The sequence below is a fragment of the Exiguobacterium sp. s122 genome (assembly GCF_018618475.1).
Taxonomy (GTDB): domain Bacteria; phylum Bacillota; class Bacilli; order Exiguobacteriales; family Exiguobacteriaceae; genus Exiguobacterium; species Exiguobacterium himgiriensis.
In genome coordinates, this window is sequence record NZ_JACSMD010000003.1 from 1 (window position 1) to 17,545 (window position 17,545).

The following is a 17,545-nucleotide window of genomic DNA, read 5'->3' on the forward strand; positions in this document are numbered from 1 at the left end:
CGGCCACACCCGTTCCCATGCCGAACACGGAAGTTAAGCGCTTCAGCGCCGAAAGTAGTTGGGGGTCTCCCCCTGTGAGGATAGGACGTCGCCAGGCAAACGGTGGTTCTGGAGCATTCGCTCAAGGGCCGCCGCTTTTTTATATCGTCATTCAAATGAAAGAGAGGAAGAACAGATGGCCAAAAAAATCAAAGTATACGTCGAGCCAAACGAGACGGTCGGTGAGTGTTTAGATCGCATCGCTCAAATGGGGTATCGCCCGGTACGTAGGATTGAGAAGCCTGTCTTTGAAAAAACGGGAACCAAAGACGAACCTGTACATTCCCATCAATCGATTTTATTTGAGTGCGTTGCTCTCAAACCATAATGCCTAACCGTCCTCTATGAGGGCGGTTTTTTTGTCTTCGTACAGCGGGTTAAAAGCGAACGATAAATATTCAGACAATTAAAATGTTCGCACTTTGTTGACATGTTTTCAAAGAACAAGGTACGATAGGCGTGTGAGTTAAGAAAATTAAATATCGCTCCATATAATCGCAAGGAAATGGCTTGCAAGTTTCTACCTGATCACCGATTCTGGTCAGACTATGGGGTATAGTCGACATTTTTTTGTCGTGGTCTATACCCTAAACTGATGAATCGGTTTGGGGATTTCTTTATTTTAAGGGGGACGTTGAAGTGAAGACAGTTGGTGTAATCATGGGTAGCTCATCTGATTGGGAGACGATGCAACATGCATGTGCCGTACTTGATGCATTACACATCGCATACGAAAAACAAGTTGTCTCAGCACACCGTACACCTGACTTAATGTTTGAATATGCTGAGAAAGCGAGAGACCGTGGCATTCAAATCATTATTGCCGGTGCAGGCGGGGCTGCCCATCTTCCAGGAATGGTGGCGGCGAAGACGACGTTGCCGGTCATCGGTGTACCGGTTCAATCGAAAGCGTTGAATGGACTCGATTCGCTACTGTCTATCGTTCAAATGCCGGCCGGCGTGCCGGTCGCAACCGTCGCAATCGGACAAGCCGGTGCAACCAATGCGGGTCTCCTCGCAGCGCAAATTCTTAGTCTTCATTCTACAGAGATTGTCGATCGTCTCACACAGTATCGCCAAGAGAAAAAAGAGATGGCGATGCAGGGAACGGAGGAACTGGTCTAATGAGAATCGGGATTTTAGGCGGTGGCCAACTTGGACGGATGATGTCACTCAGTGCAAGTGCAATGGGGTATGAAACACTCAGTCTTGATCCAGCAGAACGCGCGCCTGCTGCGCAAGTTGCCCCGAGTATCGTCGCGAACTTTGACGACGTCGAGGCAGCAAAAGAACTCGCAGCGCGAACCGATGTCATCACGTATGAGTTCGAGAACATCGACACCACTATGATTGAAGCGATTCGTGAGAAGTGCCCCCAAGGCATGGACGTCTTGAAAGCGACACAGCATCGTTTGCTTGAAAAACAGATGATTGAGTCGGCAGGGCTACGTGTCGCGCCGTACGTACCGATTCGCTCAGTGCGAGACGTGCTAGAGGCTCAAGCGTCACTTGGATTACCGTTTGTGATTAAGACGTGTCGATTTGGATACGATGGCAAAGGACAAACGGTCATTCGGACGAAAGAAGACGTGCAATCGTTTAATGAGCAGTTCCGCGAAGAGGAATACGTCGCTGAAGCATGGCTTCCATTTGAAAAAGAAATCTCGGTCATCGTGACACGAGGGGTCCATGAGACGACGACGTTCCCGATTAGCGAGAATGTTCATCAGGACAACATCTTACATCTATCGATTGTCCCGGCCCGTGTCTCCGAAGACATCGCCGAAGACGCCCGTCATCTCGCGTTACAGTTGGCTGACCAGATCGGATTGATTGGAACACTCGCAGTCGAACTGTTCGTCATGAAAGACGGGTCCCTTTACGTAAATGAACTTGCACCACGACCTCACAACTCAGGACATTATACGATCGACGCATGTGAGACGTCACAATTCGAGCAACATATCCGCTCCGTGACGGGCATGTCCCTCGGTCGAACGACGCTACACACTCCGGTTGTCATGGTTAACCTGCTGGGGGAACACATGCCTAAACTGAACCCACAGAGCTTACCATCGAATGTTAAACTACATCTGTATGGAAAAGATGAAGCAAAACCAGGACGGAAAATGGGACATTTAAATGTGCTCGCCCCTTCTGTTGATGAGGCGCTTCAAACCATCGAACAACTGGCAATTTGGAAGGAGACTGTTTTATGATTGCACGTTATACCCGCCCTGAGATGGCGGCCATTTGGACCGATGAGAATAAGTTTGACGCATGGCTCAAAGTCGAGCTTTACGCGTGTGAGGCGTGGAGCGAGTTAGGTGTCATCCCGAAAGAAGACGTCAAAGTACTGTGGGACGAAGCTTCATTTAACGTCGATCGCATCCTTGAAATCGAACAAGAGACGCGGCATGACGTGATCGCCTTCACTCGTGCCGTCTCGGAGACGCTCGGTGAAGAAAAGAAATGGGTCCATTATGGATTGACGTCGACGGATGTCGTTGATACGGCGCTCTCTTATTTGATTAAACAAGCGAACGATATTTTAGAGGCCGATTTGGATCGCTTCATCGATATTCTCGCTGAAAAGGCGAAAGCACATAAATACGATATCATGATGGGTCGTACACACGGTGTCCACGCTGAACCGACGACGTTCGGATTGAAACTCGCGCTCTGGTACGAGGAGATGAAACGGAACAAGAAGCGCTTCAAGGCTGCTCGTGAGACGATTGAGTTCGGTAAAATGAGTGGAGCTGTCGGCACGTTCGCAAACATCGACCCGTTCATTGAATCGTATGTATGCGACAAATTAGGCATTCAGGCTGCACCGATCTCGACTCAGACGTTGCAACGTGACCGTCATGCTGAATATATGGGCACGCTCGCTTTAATCGCCACATCAATCGAGAAGATGGCGACCGAGATTCGTGGGCTTCAAAAGACGGAAACGCGTGAAGTCGAAGAATTCTTTGCGAAAGGACAGAAAGGTTCGTCGGCGATGCCGCATAAACGTAACCCGATCGGCTCTGAGAACATGACAGGCCTTGCCCGCGTCATCCGTGGCCACATGGTGACAGCGTACGAGAACGTCCCACTTTGGCATGAGCGCGATATCTCTCATTCGTCAGCAGAGCGCATCATCTTACCGGATGCGACGAGCCTTTTAAACTATATGCTCAACCGTTTTGGCAACATCGTGAAGAATTTGACGGTATTCCCGGACAACATGCGCCGCAATATGGACCGGACGTTTGGCATCATCTTCTCACAACGGATTCTACTCGCTTTAATCGAGAAAGGTTGGTCACGTGAGGCGGCTTATGACGCCGTGCAACCGAAGGCGATGCAGGCGTGGGAAGAAGAGACGATGTTCCGTACTTTGATTGAACAGGATACAGAAATGGGCCAACTCTTCACGAGTGAAGAGCTCGATGACTTATTCGACCCGAGCCATCATGTACGCCGTGTCGATGTGATTTTTGAACGCTGTGGTTTGTAATCGTTGAGGGGCATCATGCCCCTCTCACTTTAAGGGGGAACGGATACAGATGGAAGCAATCTACGAAGGTAAGGCGAAAGCGTTATACGAGACAGAAGAGCCGGGTGTGCTCCGCGTTTACTATAAAGACGACGCAACAGCATTCAATGGGGAAAAGAAACAATCGATTGATGGAAAAGGTGTGCTAAATAACGCCATCACGACTCGCTTGTTCGAGCTGATGCACGACAATAAAATTCCGACGCACTTTATTCAAAAAGTATCGGACCGCGAACAACTCGTCCGTCGCGTCGACATCATTCCACTCGAAGTCGTCGTCCGGAACGTCGCTGCTGGCAGTCTCGCAAAACGACTAGGTTGGGAAGAAGGGACACCACTCCTCGCACCAATCGTTGAATTCTATTATAAAGATGACGCACTCGGAGATCCGCTTCTGACAGAAGATCATATCCGTTTACTACAAGTCGCTACACATAAAGAAGTCGAAACATTGCGACAACTTGGGCTTTGGGTAAATGATGTCTTAGTTGAATTTTTTGCTGACCACGGCATCGACTTAATCGATTTCAAGCTCGAGTTCGGTAAAGTCGACGGGACGATTATTCTCGCAGATGAGATTTCGCCGGACACTTGCCGCCTGTGGGACCAAGAGACGAAGCAGAAACTTGACAAAGATGTATTTCGTAGAGACCTCGGCTCACTGACTGAGACGTACGGCCAGCTGTTAACACGCATAGGGGGAATGAACCAATGAAAAAAGTAAACGTGTACGTGACATTACGTGAAAGTGTACTCGACCCACAAGGCGTCGCCGTCAAAGGTGGCCTAGATCATCTCGGTTTCACAGGTATTGAATCGGTTCGCATCGGCAAGATGATCGAACTTCAAGTCACGGATGAGACGACTGAAGCGATGGTCCAAGAGATGTGTGAGAAGTTACTCGTCAATACGGTCATTGAGAATTACGAGATTGAGATGGGGGTACTCGCATGAAGTTCGCGGTCATCGTCTTCCCAGGATCGAACTGTGACCTCGATATGTACCATGCGGTCAAAGACGTGATGGGTGAAGAAGCAGAGTACGTGTTCCATACGGAGACGTCACTAGACGGATACGACGGTGTGCTTCTCCCGGGAGGATTTTCATATGGGGATTACTTACGGTGCGGGGCCATTGCACAGTTTTCACCGATCATGAGTGAAGTGAAACGTTTCGCTGAAGAAGGAAGTCCAGTATTCGGTGTCTGCAATGGATTCCAAGTGCTCGTCGAGACAGGGTTATTGCCAGGTGCGTTAATGCGAAACCGTGATTTAAAGTTCATGTGTAAGACGGTCGAGCTGAAAGTCGAAAACAACGAGACGATGTTCACGAGCGACTACGGCAGCGGTGAGACGATTCGGATTCCGATCGCACATGGGGAAGGCAATTACTATTGTGACGACGAGACACTCGAGATGCTTCGGGCGAACGGACAAATCGTATTCACGTATACGGACAACCCGAACGGATCGGCAGCGGACATCGCCGGCATCACAAACGCACAAGGCAACGTGCTCGGTATGATGCCGCACCCGGAACGGGCGGTCGAGCGATTACTTGGCAGTGAAGACGGAAAACGATTATTCACTTCAATGGTGAAATGGGGGACTCGACATGCTAGTTACAACTGAACCGACAGCACAAGATATCCGTGAAGCACGCTTATACGCGACGATGGGACTTTCCGACGAAGAGTACGCACTCGTCGTCTCGCTACTCGGACGTGACCCGAATTACACGGAAATCGGCTTGTTCTCGGTCATGTGGTCAGAACACTGTTCGTACAAAAACTCGAAGCCTGTACTCCGTAAATTCCCGACAACTGGGAAGCACGTCCTCCAAGGACCGGGAGAAGGAGCTGGAATCGTCGACATCGGTGACGGGCAAGCGGTCGCTTTCAAGATTGAAAGCCACAACCATCCGTCAGCGATCGAGCCGTACCAAGGCGCGGCGACCGGAGTCGGCGGTATCATCCGCGACATCTTCTCAATGGGTGCGCGTCCTGTGGCACTCCTCAACTCGCTCCGCTTCGGAGATTTGAACGAATCACGTGTGAAACATCTATTCGGCCACGTCGTCTCCGGGATTGCCGGATATGGCAACTGTGTCGGCATTCCAACAGTCGGTGGAGAAGTCGCGTTTGACCCGGCATACGCCGGTAATCCGCTCGTCAATGCGATGTGCGTCGGGCTCATCCGCCACGAAGACATTCAAAAAGGAATTGCGGAAGGCGTCGGCAACTCGGTCATGTACGTCGGGGCGACGACCGGCCGCGACGGGATTCACGGTGCGACATTCGCCTCGGAAGAACTCGGTGAGGATGCGGACGAGAAGCGTCCTGCCGTTCAAGTCGGAGATCCGTTTATGGAGAAACTGTTAATCGAAGCGTGCCTTGAAGTCATTAAGCATCCGGCTCTCGTCGGTATCCAAGATATGGGCGCAGCAGGCCTCACTTCGTCTTCTGCTGAGATGGCGTCAAAAGCCGGAATGGGCATCGAGATGAATCTCGACCTCGTCCCACAACGGGAGTCAGGGATGACCCCGTACGAAATGATGTTGTCGGAGTCACAAGAACGGATGCTCCTCGTCGTCAAGGCAGGACATGAAGACGAGATCGAAGCAATCGTCACGAAGTGGGGACTTCATGCGATCAAAATCGGAGAAGTCATCGAAGACAAAGTACTCCGCCTTGTGCATCACGGCGAGATTGCGGCAGAAGTGCCAGTCGATGCGCTCGCTGAAGACGCGCCAGTCTATCATAAGCCGTCAAAAGTGCCGGCCTATTACGAAACGTTCCAAGCGATGGCACCGGTCCAACCGGTCGTCGCGGACGTGCTCGCGACATGGAAAGATGTCCTCGCCATGCCGACGATCGCTTCGAAACGTTGGGTGTACGAGCAGTATGATCACATGGTCCAGACGTCAACTGTCGTCGCGCCAGGAAGTGACGCTGCCGTTATCCGGATTCGCGATACAGAAAAATCACTTGCGATGACAACGGATTGTAATGCGAAATACGTGTACCTTGACCCACGTGTCGGTGGTGCGATTGCGGTCGCTGAAGCAGCGCGCAACATTATCGCGAGCGGAGCTGAACCGCTCGCGCTCACGGATTGCTTGAACTTCGGTAGCCCAGACAAACCAGAAGGGTTCTGGCAACTCGATCAAGCGGTTGAAGGAATGGCTGAAGCGTGTCGAACGCTTGATACACCGGTCATCGGAGGAAACGTCTCGCTTTACAATGAGTCGAATGGAACAGCTATTTATCCGACACCCGTCGTTGGCATGGTCGGTTTGATTGAAAAGCGTGAACATATCACGACTTCGTTCGCCAAGACAGCAGGCGACGTCGTCTTCTTGCTCGGTGAGACGAAGCCAGAGTTTGGTGGAAGTGCGCTTCAAATGCTTCAAGACGGCAAAGTAAGCGGGCATGCACCGTCACTTGACTTAGCGACGGAACGCACGAATCAACAAGCGCTTCTTTCCACGATTCGTCAAGGACTCGTCACAGCAGCCCATGACGTGTCAGAAGGCGGGCTCGCCGCTGCCCTGCCTGAACTCGTATTCGGGACTGGGTTTGGTTTAGACGTGAGCGTCGAGACGGATCTCGTGACGACACTCTTTAGTGAGTCACAGTCACGCTTCCTCGTCACAGTCGCGGCCGATCAAGCGGACGTATTCGAGTCGTTGACGAACGCCGCGCGTCTCGGACATGTGACCGAGACACCACAATTGATCATACGGGCAAGCGATCGTCTCATTGAGCTGGAGGTCACCGAGCTGGAACGTGTATGGGAAGGAGCTATTCCATGTTATATGACATCCGAGGCATGAACGAGGAGTGCGGTGTGTTTGGGGTATATGGACACATCGACGCATCTCATCTCGCCTACTATGGCCTGCATAGCCTGCAACACCGGGGCCAAGAAGGGACCGGTATCGTCACGTCGGACGGGAAGCAGTTGAATGCGAAGCGGGGGCTCGGCCTTGTCGCCGAAGTATTCGATGAACCGACACTCGACGCTCTCACCGGCCATCATGCCATCGGTCACGTCCGTTATTCGACGGCAGGTGGGAACACGCTTGAAAACGTTCAACCGCTTCACTTTAAATCACTCAGTGGCGACTTGGCGATGGCGCATAACGGGAACCTCGTCAACGCCATCGAGCTAAAACATATGCTCGAAGCAGAAGGGGCGATCTTTCAAACGACGTCGGACACCGAAGTCGTTGCCCACTTGATTAAACGGAGTCGCGGCAATTCCTTGAAAGAACGGATTTCTGATAGCTTGGCTCGTCTCGTCGGGGCGTTCGCGTTTCTTTTCTTAACGGAAGACACGTTATACGTCGCCGTCGATGTCCATGGGCTCCGTCCACTCTCGCTCGGTCAAACCGAGGATGGGGCGTATGTGTTCGCATCTGAGACGTGTGCGTTTGACGTCGTCGGCGCGACATACGTCCGGGACGTCGAACCTGGCGAATTGCTTATGATCACCGCCGACGGCATTACGTCTGAACGTTACAGCGAAGCTGCGGTCCGGGCGATGTGTTCGATGGAGTACATTTATTTCTCGCGCCCGGATTCGATTATCGACGGAGTAAACGTGCATACGGCGCGTAAAGCAATGGGGAAAAAGATGTTCGACGAGGCGCCGGTCGAGGCGGACGTCGTGACCGGGGTGCCTGATTCAAGTATTTCGGCAGCGATCGGGTATGCCGAGGCGAGCGGAATTCCGTATGAGATGGGACTCATCAAAAACCGCTACGTCGGACGGACGTTCATTCAACCGTCGCAAGAACTTCGAGAACGAGGCGTCAAAATGAAACTGTCCGCACTTCGAGGTGTTGTAAGCGGCAAGCGTGTCATTATGGTCGACGACTCGATCGTCCGGGGCACGACGAGCCGACGTATCGTGAAGATGCTCCGCGAAGCGGGGGCGACCGAAGTGCATGTTCGGATCACGTCACCACCGATTAAACACCCGTGTTATTACGGCATCGACACATCATCAAAGGAAGAGTTAATTGCGGCCACTAAATCCATCGCAGAGATTAAAGAAGAGATTGGGGCCGACTCACTAGCGTTTCTTTCATTAGAAGGAACGGTCGACGCGATTGACCGACCGTTTGAAGGGAACTTGCGCGGGCAGTGTGCCGCTTGCTTCACCGGACTTTATCCAACAGAACTGGCGGAACTTGTGACAGAGACAAAAGCTTGAGGGGGACTGACGATGAGTTTAAGATATGAACAAGCGGGTGTGAATTTAGAAGCGGGTTATGAGGCGGTATCGCGCATGAAGCGTCACGTCGCACGGACGATGCGTCCGGAGGTCATGACCGGCCTTGGTAGCTTCGGTGCGATGATCGACCTCGGCTCGATGCAGATGAAGCATCCGATTCTCGTAAGTGGCACAGACGGGGTCGGGACGAAGTTAAAACTCGCGTTCGCTCTCGACCAACATGATACGATTGGGATTGACTGTGTGGCGATGTGTGTGAACGACTGCCTCGTCCACGGTGCCGAACCCCTCTATTTCTTAGACTACATCGCCACCGGGAAAGCCGAACCGGCGAAACTCGAGCGGATCGTCGCCGGAGTAGCCGAAGGCTGCGTCCAAGCTGGCTGTGCCCTCGTCGGCGGGGAGACGGCTGAGATGCCAGGGATGTATCCGGACGGCGAATATGACATCGCCGGGTTCGCCGTCGGAGTCGTCGAGAAGGAAGCGCTCATCGACGGACAGACGATTGAAGCAGGGGATATCATTCTTGGACTCGCTTCGTCAGGCGTTCATTCGAACGGATTCTCGCTCGTCCGTCATATCGTAGAGTCGCAAGGACTCGCCTACACGGACGAAATCGCGATGCTTGATACGACGCTCGGCAACGCCCTGTTATTGCCGACGCGAATTTATGCAGAGGCGGCAAAAGCGGCCATCGCGACAGGGCGCGTTCAAGGCATGGCCCATATTACGGGTGGTGGCTTCTATGAGAACGTACCTCGGATGCTTCCGGAAGGACTCGGCGTCACATTTAACGCCTCAAGCTGGCCGAGCCTGCCGGTGTTTGACTGGCTCGAACAAGTCGGACACGTCTCTAAGCAAGAGATGTTTAACGTCTTCAATATGGGCATCGGCTTCATGATCACGGTCCGCCCCGAAGATGTGGATGTCGTTGAAGCCGCTCTCGAACGGGCTGGCGAGACGGCGCACCGCATCGGAAAAGTGGATGCAAAACCGGGCGTCCGCATTACGGGTGTCGATCAGTGAAGCGGTTCGCCATCTTCGCTTCTGGTTCCGGAAGCAATGCGGAGACGATTTGGCAGTCAATTGAGCAGGGTGATTTGTCAGGCGAGTGTGTTTTACTCGTAACAGATAAGCCGGGAGCGAAAGTGCTCGAGCGGGCGGATGCGCATCACATCCCGAGCTTTTCGTTCACACCGAAAGCGTATGCGTCGAAGCGAGACTTTGAAGAAGAGATTCTCGTGTTGCTTCAAGCGCTTCGTGTCGAGTACATCGTCTTGGCCGGTTATATGCGTTTGATTGGGGACGTCTTGCTCGATGCATATCCGAGTCGGATTCTCAACATTCATCCGTCGCTCCTCCCGGCATTTCCAGGAAAAGATGCAATCGGTCAAGCGCTTGATGCGAACGCTACCGTCAGTGGCGTCACGATTCATTATGTCGATGCAGGGATGGACACAGGGCCCATTATCGCGCAGCGTGAGGTGGACATCGCAGGTTGTGATCGTGAAGAAGCGACACGTCGGATTCAGGCGGCAGAGCATGCGCTCTATCCGTATGTATTACATGAAGTGTTCAATCAACAGGAGGTTTTCAAGTGAGAGCATTATTAAGTGTGTCAGACAAAACAGGCATCATCGAGCTTGCACGTGCATTCCATCAGGCGGGCATCGAACTCATTTCGACAGGTGGAACGGAAGCGGCGCTCGTCGCAGAAGGGTTACCGGTTAAAAACATTTCAGACGTGACTTCGTTCCCAGAGATGCTTGACGGCCGCGTGAAGACGCTCCATCCGCTCGTCCATGGCGGGTTGCTCGGGCGTCGCGATTTGCCTTCACACGTTGAACAGATGAAAGACCATCATATCGAGCCAATCGACTATGTCGTCGTCAACTTGTATCCGTTCAAAGAGACAATTGCAAAAGAAAATGCGACGTATGACGAGGCGATTGAGAATATCGATATCGGCGGACCGAGCATGCTTCGTTCTGCAGCGAAAAACCATGCGAGCGTGACGGTCGTCGTCGACCCGGCTGATTATCCGGTTGTGGCCGAGGAAGTCACGAACGGCGGGACCTCATTTGAGACACGTCAACGTCTCGCGACCAAAGCGTTCCGCCATACAGCGGCATACGATGCCCTCATCGCCGACTATTTAGGTCGACAGATCGGGGAAGCATTCCCGGAACAACTCACGGTCACGTATGAGAAAGTGCAAGACCTCCGCTACGGGGAGAACCCGCATCAACAGGCGGCCTTCTACAAAACACCGCTCTATGACGGGATGACGCTCGCGAACGCGGTGCAGCTCCATGGGAAAGAACTTTCGTATAACAACATCCAAGACACGAATGCGGCACTCGAGGCGCTCACTGAGTTGACAGAGCCAGCAGCGGTTGTCGTCAAGCATATGAACCCATGCGGTGTCGCGGTCGGCGAGACGATTCACCAAGCGTTCACACGCGCCCATGCAGCCGATCCGGTCTCGATTTTTGGGGGCATCGTCGCGTTGAATCGGGAAGTTGACCTTGAGACGGCGGAGGCCCTTCGAGACATCTTCCTTGAAATCGTCATCGCTCCGTCCTTTAGTGATGCAGCACTTGACCGATTGAAAGAGAAAAAGAATCTTCGTCTGTTGACACTCGACATGGGGCAGATGACGGGGACCCGGTTGACGGCGGTCGCCGGTGGCTTGCTCGTCCAAGACGGGGATGACATGACGCTCGACGACGCCTCGTGTCAAATCGTGACAGATCGACGCCCGACGGCTTCCGAATGGGAAGATTTGAAGCTCGCTTGGCGCGTCGTTAAACACGTGAAATCGAACGCAATCGTTGTCGCCAAAGATGAGACGACCATCGGGATCGGTGCTGGACAGATGAACCGAGTCGGGGCAGCGAAAATCGCTTTCGAACAAGCCGGTGAACGCGCAACGGGTGCGGCACTCGGTAGCGATGCGTTCTTCCCAATGGGGGATACCGTCGAGGCAGCAGCAGCGGCAGGCATCACGGCCATCATCCAGCCAGGCGGCTCGATTCGAGATGAAGAGTCGATCGAGGCGGCGAATCGTCACGGCATCACGATGGTATTCACGTCAGTCCGTCACTTCAAACACTGAGAGGAGCGATACGATGAACGTACTCGTCATTGGACGCGGCGGGCGGGAACACGCCCTCGCCTGGAAATTGAAACAGGACGGGCACGACGTCTTCGTCGCCCCGGGTAATCCCAACATGGACGGCATGACGTGTGTCCCGATTGAAGAGACCGACCTCACGGCGCTCGTCACGTTCGCTAAGACAGAACAAATCGGTTGGACGATTGTCGGACCGGAGTCGGCGCTCATGGCTGGTGTCGTCGACGTGTTCGAACAAGAGGGCTTGCGTATTTTCGGGCCGACGAAAGCGGCTGCCTTACTAGAAGGCAGCAAAGCGTTCGCGAAGGAAGTGATGCGTCAGGCGGATATTCCGACCGCGGCGTACGAGACGTTCACAGACGCGCCCTCGGCACTGGCTTACATCGAAACGATCGGCGCTCCGCTCGTCGTCAAAGCGGACGGGCTCGCCGCCGGCAAAGGCGTGACGGTCGCTTTCTCACTTGAAGAAGCGCGAGAAGCGATTCATGACATCTTTACGACCGATAAGTTCGGTGCCCAGTCACGTGTCGTCATCGAAGAATTTTTAGACGGTGAAGAGTTCTCGCTCATGGCGTTCGTCTCGGGCGACCACGTCATCCCGATGATCACGTCGCAAGATCATAAACGAGCCTACGACAACGATGAAGGACCGAACACGGGCGGGATGGGTGCGTATAGCCCGATGCCGCATTTAGCTGACAACGTATATGCCGAAGCGATTGAACGCGTACTTCATCCGCTCGCGAAGACGATGGTCAAGCGCGGAACCCCGTTCGAAGGGTTCTTATACGCGGGTCTCATCTTGACGGCTGATGGGCCGAAGGTGATTGAGTTTAACGCACGCTTTGGTGACCCGGAAACCGAAGTCATCATTCCGAACCTGGCGTCACCGCTCCTTGACGTGATCGAGGCCGTTGTCGCGAAAGCGTCGTACACCATCGAGTGGCTAAACGCATTTACATTAGGGATTGTCGTAGCGGCGGAAGGGTATCCGTCGGCAGCAGTGTCAGGTCAAGTCTTATCCGGGTTTGCTGCACTGCCTCAAGATATTCGTGTCTTCCATGCCGGTACAACGAAGCGAAATGGTGAGATCGTCGGGAACGGAGGTCGTCTTTTCGTTCTCACCTCGACGAAACCGACGTTACAAGAGGCAAAACAAGCGGCATATGCGGCGCTTGAGACGCTCACGTTGCCAAATACGTTTTATCGCTCGGACATCGGTCACCGAGCACTTATACAGATTTTTTAAAGGATGGGTCAACCTATCCTTTTTTTCATGCGAAAAGAAGGAAATGCCAGCTTCGTGTTCTACAATAATGATGTAGATTGAAGGAAGAAGGTGGTCGGCATGCGTATTCGGACGAGATTGATGGTGGCGATAGCTGCAAATATTATCGTGTTTGTCGGCGTAATCTTTTTTGTCGTCCGTCCCTATTTTATTGAACGAAGTGAGGAGCAAGACCGCCTCGTCGTTGATAATCATATAGAAAGTGTCATAGAGACATTGAACCAACGAAAGAGTTCGTTAGAACGGACACTCGCGGATTGGAGTGTGTGGGATGATGCGTATGATTTTGTGAAGAATCACAACGCATCGTTCATTCAAAGCAACTTGGGCGGAACGACGTTAGAGAATCTCAACCTGAACGCGATGATTTTTTTGAATCGTGAAGGTGACGTGCATTATGCGGAAGTACGAAACCCGCCTACGACGACAGCTGCAGACGAGCGTGCCTTCATCGATGATTTAGCGAATCGTGTGAGTCGTTCGTTGACAGAGCGAAACGGGATCTATGAGAGTGTGTATGGGCCGGTGTTGTTCGTTCAGCAACCGATTGTGAAGAGCGATCGGAGCGGCCCCGTCGAAGGTAACTTAATCATGGTTGAATTCGTTGAAACCGCCTTTTTAGACGAAGTCGAGGCGCAGACGAAAATTCCGATCGACTTATTACAAGACGCGAACGATACGGTACAGGTGAGCGTGTTAAAAGAGACAACGGAAGTGCTCCTTCCGTTACAAACGGTATTTGAACAGTCTGATTATAATGTGAAATTTTCTGTGGCACAGTCGCATTATCAAAACACGATCACCATGCTTCGATCGGGGATGTTCGCGCTTCTCTTTTTAGGCATCATTTTATTCGCTTCCATCATGGGGACGGTTTACCACGTGGTGATTCGACGTCTCATGGAAATTGGCATCGAGTTGAAACACATTACACGTGAACGAGATAGTCGTTTACGCTTGACCCATAAAGAGAACAGCCATGACGAAATTGAACAGATGGCGACGAGCATGAACGAAGTGCTTGCAGCGCTCGAAGACACCCGTGCGGAAGTGATTGATCGAGCGTATCGCGATGCGCTCACGCAACTGCCGAACCGTCTAGCGGTCGAAGACTATTTTGCCAACGTTCGCCAGTCTTATCGTCACATCGGGGTGATTGGAATCGACTTGGACGACTTCCGACGAATCAACGACCAATTTGGCCATCGAACAGGTGATGCCGTCTTGATTTACATTGCGTCGCGGTTGAATTTTTATAAAGAAGACGGTTTCGTTGCTCGAATTGGGGCGGATGAGTTCATCTTCCTCCACCCGAACTGGACACTCGAGGAATTACGTCCCGTCGCACGCCGATTGACAAAAGATTTATCGGATTGGGCGGATACGAACGGGGTGAAAGGACTGACGTCAACGATTGGACTCGACGTCTTCGCCTCGCATCATCCACACCATACGTATGAGATTCTAATGGGACGTCTCGATGTCGTCTTGCATGAAGCGAAGCTATCCGGCAAAAATCGGATTCTCTCGTTCCAAGAGATTGAAGATGGGAGTCACTATTTGCAGACGCTTGAGATGGAACGGGACTTACGACGGGCGCTTGAAGAAGATGAGTTCGAACTGTACTATCAACCAATTGTCTCGCCACACCCGTTCGCCGTGCGCGGGGTCGAGGCGCTCATTCGCTGGAATCATCCGGTGAAAGGACAAGTCTCACCCGGGCTCTTTATCCCCATCGCCGAACAGCTCGGTCTCATCTCGGACATCGGGCGTTGGGTGCTCCGCCAAGCGGTTCGGGAGATGGCCGATCATGTAACGCATCACGAATTGTTTTTATCAATCAACGTGTCGAAGCGCCAAATTGCAGACGGCTCGTTCTTAGCAGAACTCGAATCGATATTAAACGACACGACGTTTAGTCCGGCTAACCTACACGTTGAAATCACAGAAAGTGAAGTCGGAGGCAACTTGTACGAGTTGCAACAGTTCATCGCATCGTTGAAGGCGATTGGCGTGAAAATCTCACTTGATGACTTTGGCGTCGGCACGTCGTCCTTGTCATTCTTACAGTCCCTTCAACTCGATTTAATTAAAATCGATCAAAACTTCGTGAAAGGGATTCCGGAGAATACGTTCGACCGGGCGCTATTAGAAGGCTTGTATCAAACGTTCCATACCCTCGGCCTCGACATCGTCACAGAAGGCGTCGAACGGCCAGAGCAGCTCGCATTCGTGCTCGAACATAGCAACTCGCTCATCCAAGGGTATCATTACAGTAAGCCGGTACCGCTCGTCCAACTCGAGCATTACTTGAAAAAAGTGGTCATGATGTAGGACTCGAGAAGGCGTCTCTTCGGAGGCGTCTTTATTTGTGTAAAGTTTGTGTGAATTTCGTTACAATGGGGAACAGAACTTGCGACTGATTATGAGAAAAGGTAAACTGGAATCAGGCTAAAGAAAACGCTTACAAAATTATCTTCTGATAATAAAACAAGCGATTAAGGGAGGACTGGGTTCGATGCCAACCAAACGATCGGCGCGGGCACCGTGGTCAAAAACGATGATCCGCACACAGCTTGAAGTCGTGGACCAAGTGCGACCGCCTTCGCTCGTCTTGACGAATGCGACTTATTTGAACGTTTATGTGAAACAATGGAAAGAAGCCAACATTTGGATTGAGAACGACCGCATCGTCTATGTGGGGCCGGATTTACCGAAAGCAGCGGTCGAGACAGTCGATTTGTCCGGAAAATTCATCGTGCCAGGGTACATGGAACCGCACGCGCATCCCTTTCAACTGTATAACCCGGCGACACTGTCGAAGTATGCAGGCGAGCGGGGAACGACGACGCTCGTGAATGACAACATGCTTCTTTTTTTACAAAATAAGGAGCAAGCGTTTGCACAACTTGACGCAATCCAGCAGTTGCCGACGAGTACGTATTGGTGGGCCCGTCTTGACACACAAACCGAGCTCGACCGGGATAGCGTCCTCGTCGACTCCGAACGAATCCATGATTGGTTCAACCACCCTGACGTCATCATGGCCGGAGAACTGACGGCATGGCCCCGTACGTTAAAAGGGGACGACGAGATGCTACAGTGGATGCTCGACGCAGAGGCTTGCGGTCTGCCGGTCGAAGGCCACTTCCCGGGTGCTTCGGCGAAGACGCTCACGAAAATGGCGCTGATGGGTGTCCACAGCGACCATGAGGCGATGACGGCTGAAGAGGCACTTTGCCGACTCGAACACGGCTATACGACGACGTTACGGCACTCGTCGATTCGTCCGGATTTGCCTGAAATGATGGACGGTTTACTCAAGGCTGGATTGACGGCGTTCGATCACTTGATGGTGACGACGGACGGTTCGACACCAGGGTTTTACGAGGCAGGGATGCAAGATCAGCTCGTGAAGATCATGATGGATGCGGGACTCGACCCGATTGAGGCGTATCGCATCGTCTCGTTGAACGTGGCACGTCACTTTGACCTCGATCACGTCCTCGGTTCCATCGCGCCGGGCCGAATCGCGCATTTAAATATTCTTGATGCTGTGGATGAGCCGCGTCCGACGAGTGTCATCGCAAAAGGACAATGGATTGTGCGTGACGGCGTTTCACAGTTCCCGGACGAGCTCGTCGAGGCAGTTCTTGCACTCATGCCAGCGACCGATGTCGACATCGAACTCACGCCACAAGACTTATCGTTCAGCATGCCGGTCGGCCTCGATATGGTCAATTCGGTCATCATGAAGCTATTTAAAATCACACACGATACGGGACAAGACGAGTTGCCGCGCGACGGGGACGAATCGTTTCTCATGTTACTTGATAAAGAAGGGAAATGGCGACTGAATACGGTCCTAAAAGGGTTTGCCAATGATTTTGGTGGGCTCGTCAGTTCCTACTCGATTAGCGGCGATTATTTGATTCTCGGGAAATGCAAAAAAGACATGTTGACGGCGTTTGCGCGTATGAAAGAACTTGGCGGTGGCATCGTTCTTGTCGACCGTGGAGAAATCATCGCGGAAATCCCGCTCCCGCTGTGCGGTATGACCTCGATCGAACCGATGGAGCGGTTAATTAAGCAAGAAGATCGACTGCGAGAGGAGCTCGTGGCGCGCGGGTATCATTTCGAAGACCCGATTTACACGCTCTTGTTCCTAGCCTCGACACATTTGCCGTATGTCCGGGCGACGCCGCTCGGAATTTACGAAGTCATGAAAAAACAAATACTATTTCCAGCGATTTTACGATGAACAGTTGAGTCCGAGGCAGTCGTGCTTTAAAATG

Annotated in this window: 15 protein-coding genes, 1 rRNA gene and 1 riboswitch; all 16 genes read left to right on the plus strand. The window is 52.4% G+C overall.

What is annotated here, in order from left to right; all coding sequences use genetic code 11:
* A 5S ribosomal RNA gene (gene rrf / locus KNP92_RS12470) occupies window positions 1–97 on the plus strand; the annotation flags it as partial.
* A gap of 78 nt (window positions 98–175) precedes the next feature.
* On the plus strand, window positions 176–367 hold the full coding sequence (locus tag KNP92_RS12475; protein ID WP_034809046.1) for an NETI motif-containing protein: 192 nt from the start codon (window positions 176–178) through the stop codon (window positions 365–367).
* A 139-nt stretch (window positions 368–506) separates the two neighbouring features.
* Window positions 507–608, plus strand: a riboswitch (purine riboswitch).
* A 91-nt stretch (window positions 609–699) separates the two neighbouring features.
* Window positions 700–1,164 (plus strand): 5-(carboxyamino)imidazole ribonucleotide mutase, encoded by a 465-nt coding sequence (gene purE / locus KNP92_RS12480; RefSeq protein WP_214841407.1) that lies wholly within the window; start codon window positions 700–702, stop codon window positions 1,162–1,164.
* On the plus strand, window positions 1,164–2,258 hold the full coding sequence (purK, locus tag KNP92_RS12485; protein ID WP_214840968.1) for a 5-(carboxyamino)imidazole ribonucleotide synthase: 1,095 nt from the start codon (window positions 1,164–1,166) through the stop codon (window positions 2,256–2,258). The genes purE and purK overlap by 1 nt, the downstream gene beginning before the upstream one ends.
* Entirely contained in the window at window positions 2,255–3,547 is a 1,293-nt protein-coding gene (gene purB / locus KNP92_RS12490; RefSeq protein WP_214840970.1) for an adenylosuccinate lyase, read from the plus strand. Before purK ends, purB begins: the two co-directional genes overlap by 4 nt.
* Before the next feature lie 49 nt (window positions 3,548–3,596).
* Window positions 3,597–4,301: a phosphoribosylaminoimidazolesuccinocarboxamide synthase gene (gene purC, locus KNP92_RS12495; protein WP_214840972.1), complete on the plus strand. Its 705-nt coding sequence runs from the start codon at window positions 3,597–3,599 to the stop codon at window positions 4,299–4,301.
* The gene (gene purS / locus KNP92_RS12500; RefSeq protein WP_214840974.1) at window positions 4,298–4,540 is read left to right on the plus strand and encodes a phosphoribosylformylglycinamidine synthase subunit PurS; all 243 of its coding nucleotides are present in this window, start codon (window positions 4,298–4,300) and stop codon (window positions 4,538–4,540) included. Before purC ends, purS begins: the two co-directional genes overlap by 4 nt.
* A complete protein-coding gene (purQ, locus tag KNP92_RS12505) occupies window positions 4,537–5,217 on the plus strand; it encodes a phosphoribosylformylglycinamidine synthase subunit PurQ (protein WP_214840983.1) in 681 nt (226 codons plus the stop codon). Before purS ends, purQ begins: the two co-directional genes overlap by 4 nt.
* Entirely contained in the window at window positions 5,201–7,420 is a 2,220-nt protein-coding gene (gene purL / locus KNP92_RS12510) for a phosphoribosylformylglycinamidine synthase subunit PurL (protein WP_214840985.1), read from the plus strand. Before purQ ends, purL begins: the two co-directional genes overlap by 17 nt.
* Window positions 7,396–8,805, plus strand: coding sequence for an amidophosphoribosyltransferase (purF, locus tag KNP92_RS12515; RefSeq protein WP_214840987.1), 1,410 nt, complete (start codon window positions 7,396–7,398; stop codon window positions 8,803–8,805). Before purL ends, purF begins: the two co-directional genes overlap by 25 nt.
* 12 nt (window positions 8,806–8,817) lie before the next feature.
* A complete protein-coding gene (gene purM / locus KNP92_RS12520; protein WP_211779974.1) occupies window positions 8,818–9,852 on the plus strand; it encodes a phosphoribosylformylglycinamidine cyclo-ligase in 1,035 nt (344 codons plus the stop codon).
* On the plus strand, window positions 9,849–10,427 hold the full coding sequence (gene purN, locus KNP92_RS12525) for a phosphoribosylglycinamide formyltransferase (RefSeq protein ID WP_214840989.1): 579 nt from the start codon (window positions 9,849–9,851) through the stop codon (window positions 10,425–10,427). The genes purM and purN overlap by 4 nt, the downstream gene beginning before the upstream one ends.
* Window positions 10,424–11,944, plus strand: coding sequence for a bifunctional phosphoribosylaminoimidazolecarboxamide formyltransferase/IMP cyclohydrolase (gene purH, locus KNP92_RS12530; RefSeq protein ID WP_214840991.1), 1,521 nt, complete (start codon window positions 10,424–10,426; stop codon window positions 11,942–11,944). The genes purN and purH overlap by 4 nt, the downstream gene beginning before the upstream one ends.
* Window positions 11,945–11,957: 13 nt before the next feature.
* Entirely contained in the window at window positions 11,958–13,211 is a 1,254-nt protein-coding gene (gene purD / locus KNP92_RS12535; protein ID WP_214840993.1) for a phosphoribosylamine--glycine ligase, read from the plus strand.
* Between the two features lie 99 nt (window positions 13,212–13,310).
* Entirely contained in the window at window positions 13,311–15,584 is a 2,274-nt protein-coding gene (locus KNP92_RS12540; RefSeq protein ID WP_251136580.1) for a bifunctional diguanylate cyclase/phosphodiesterase, read from the plus strand.
* Window positions 15,585–15,768: 184 nt separating this feature from the next.
* Window positions 15,769–17,511: an adenine deaminase C-terminal domain-containing protein gene (locus tag KNP92_RS12545; RefSeq protein ID WP_214840997.1), complete on the plus strand. Its 1,743-nt coding sequence runs from the start codon at window positions 15,769–15,771 to the stop codon at window positions 17,509–17,511.
* Window positions 17,512–17,545: the final 34 nt, after the last annotated feature.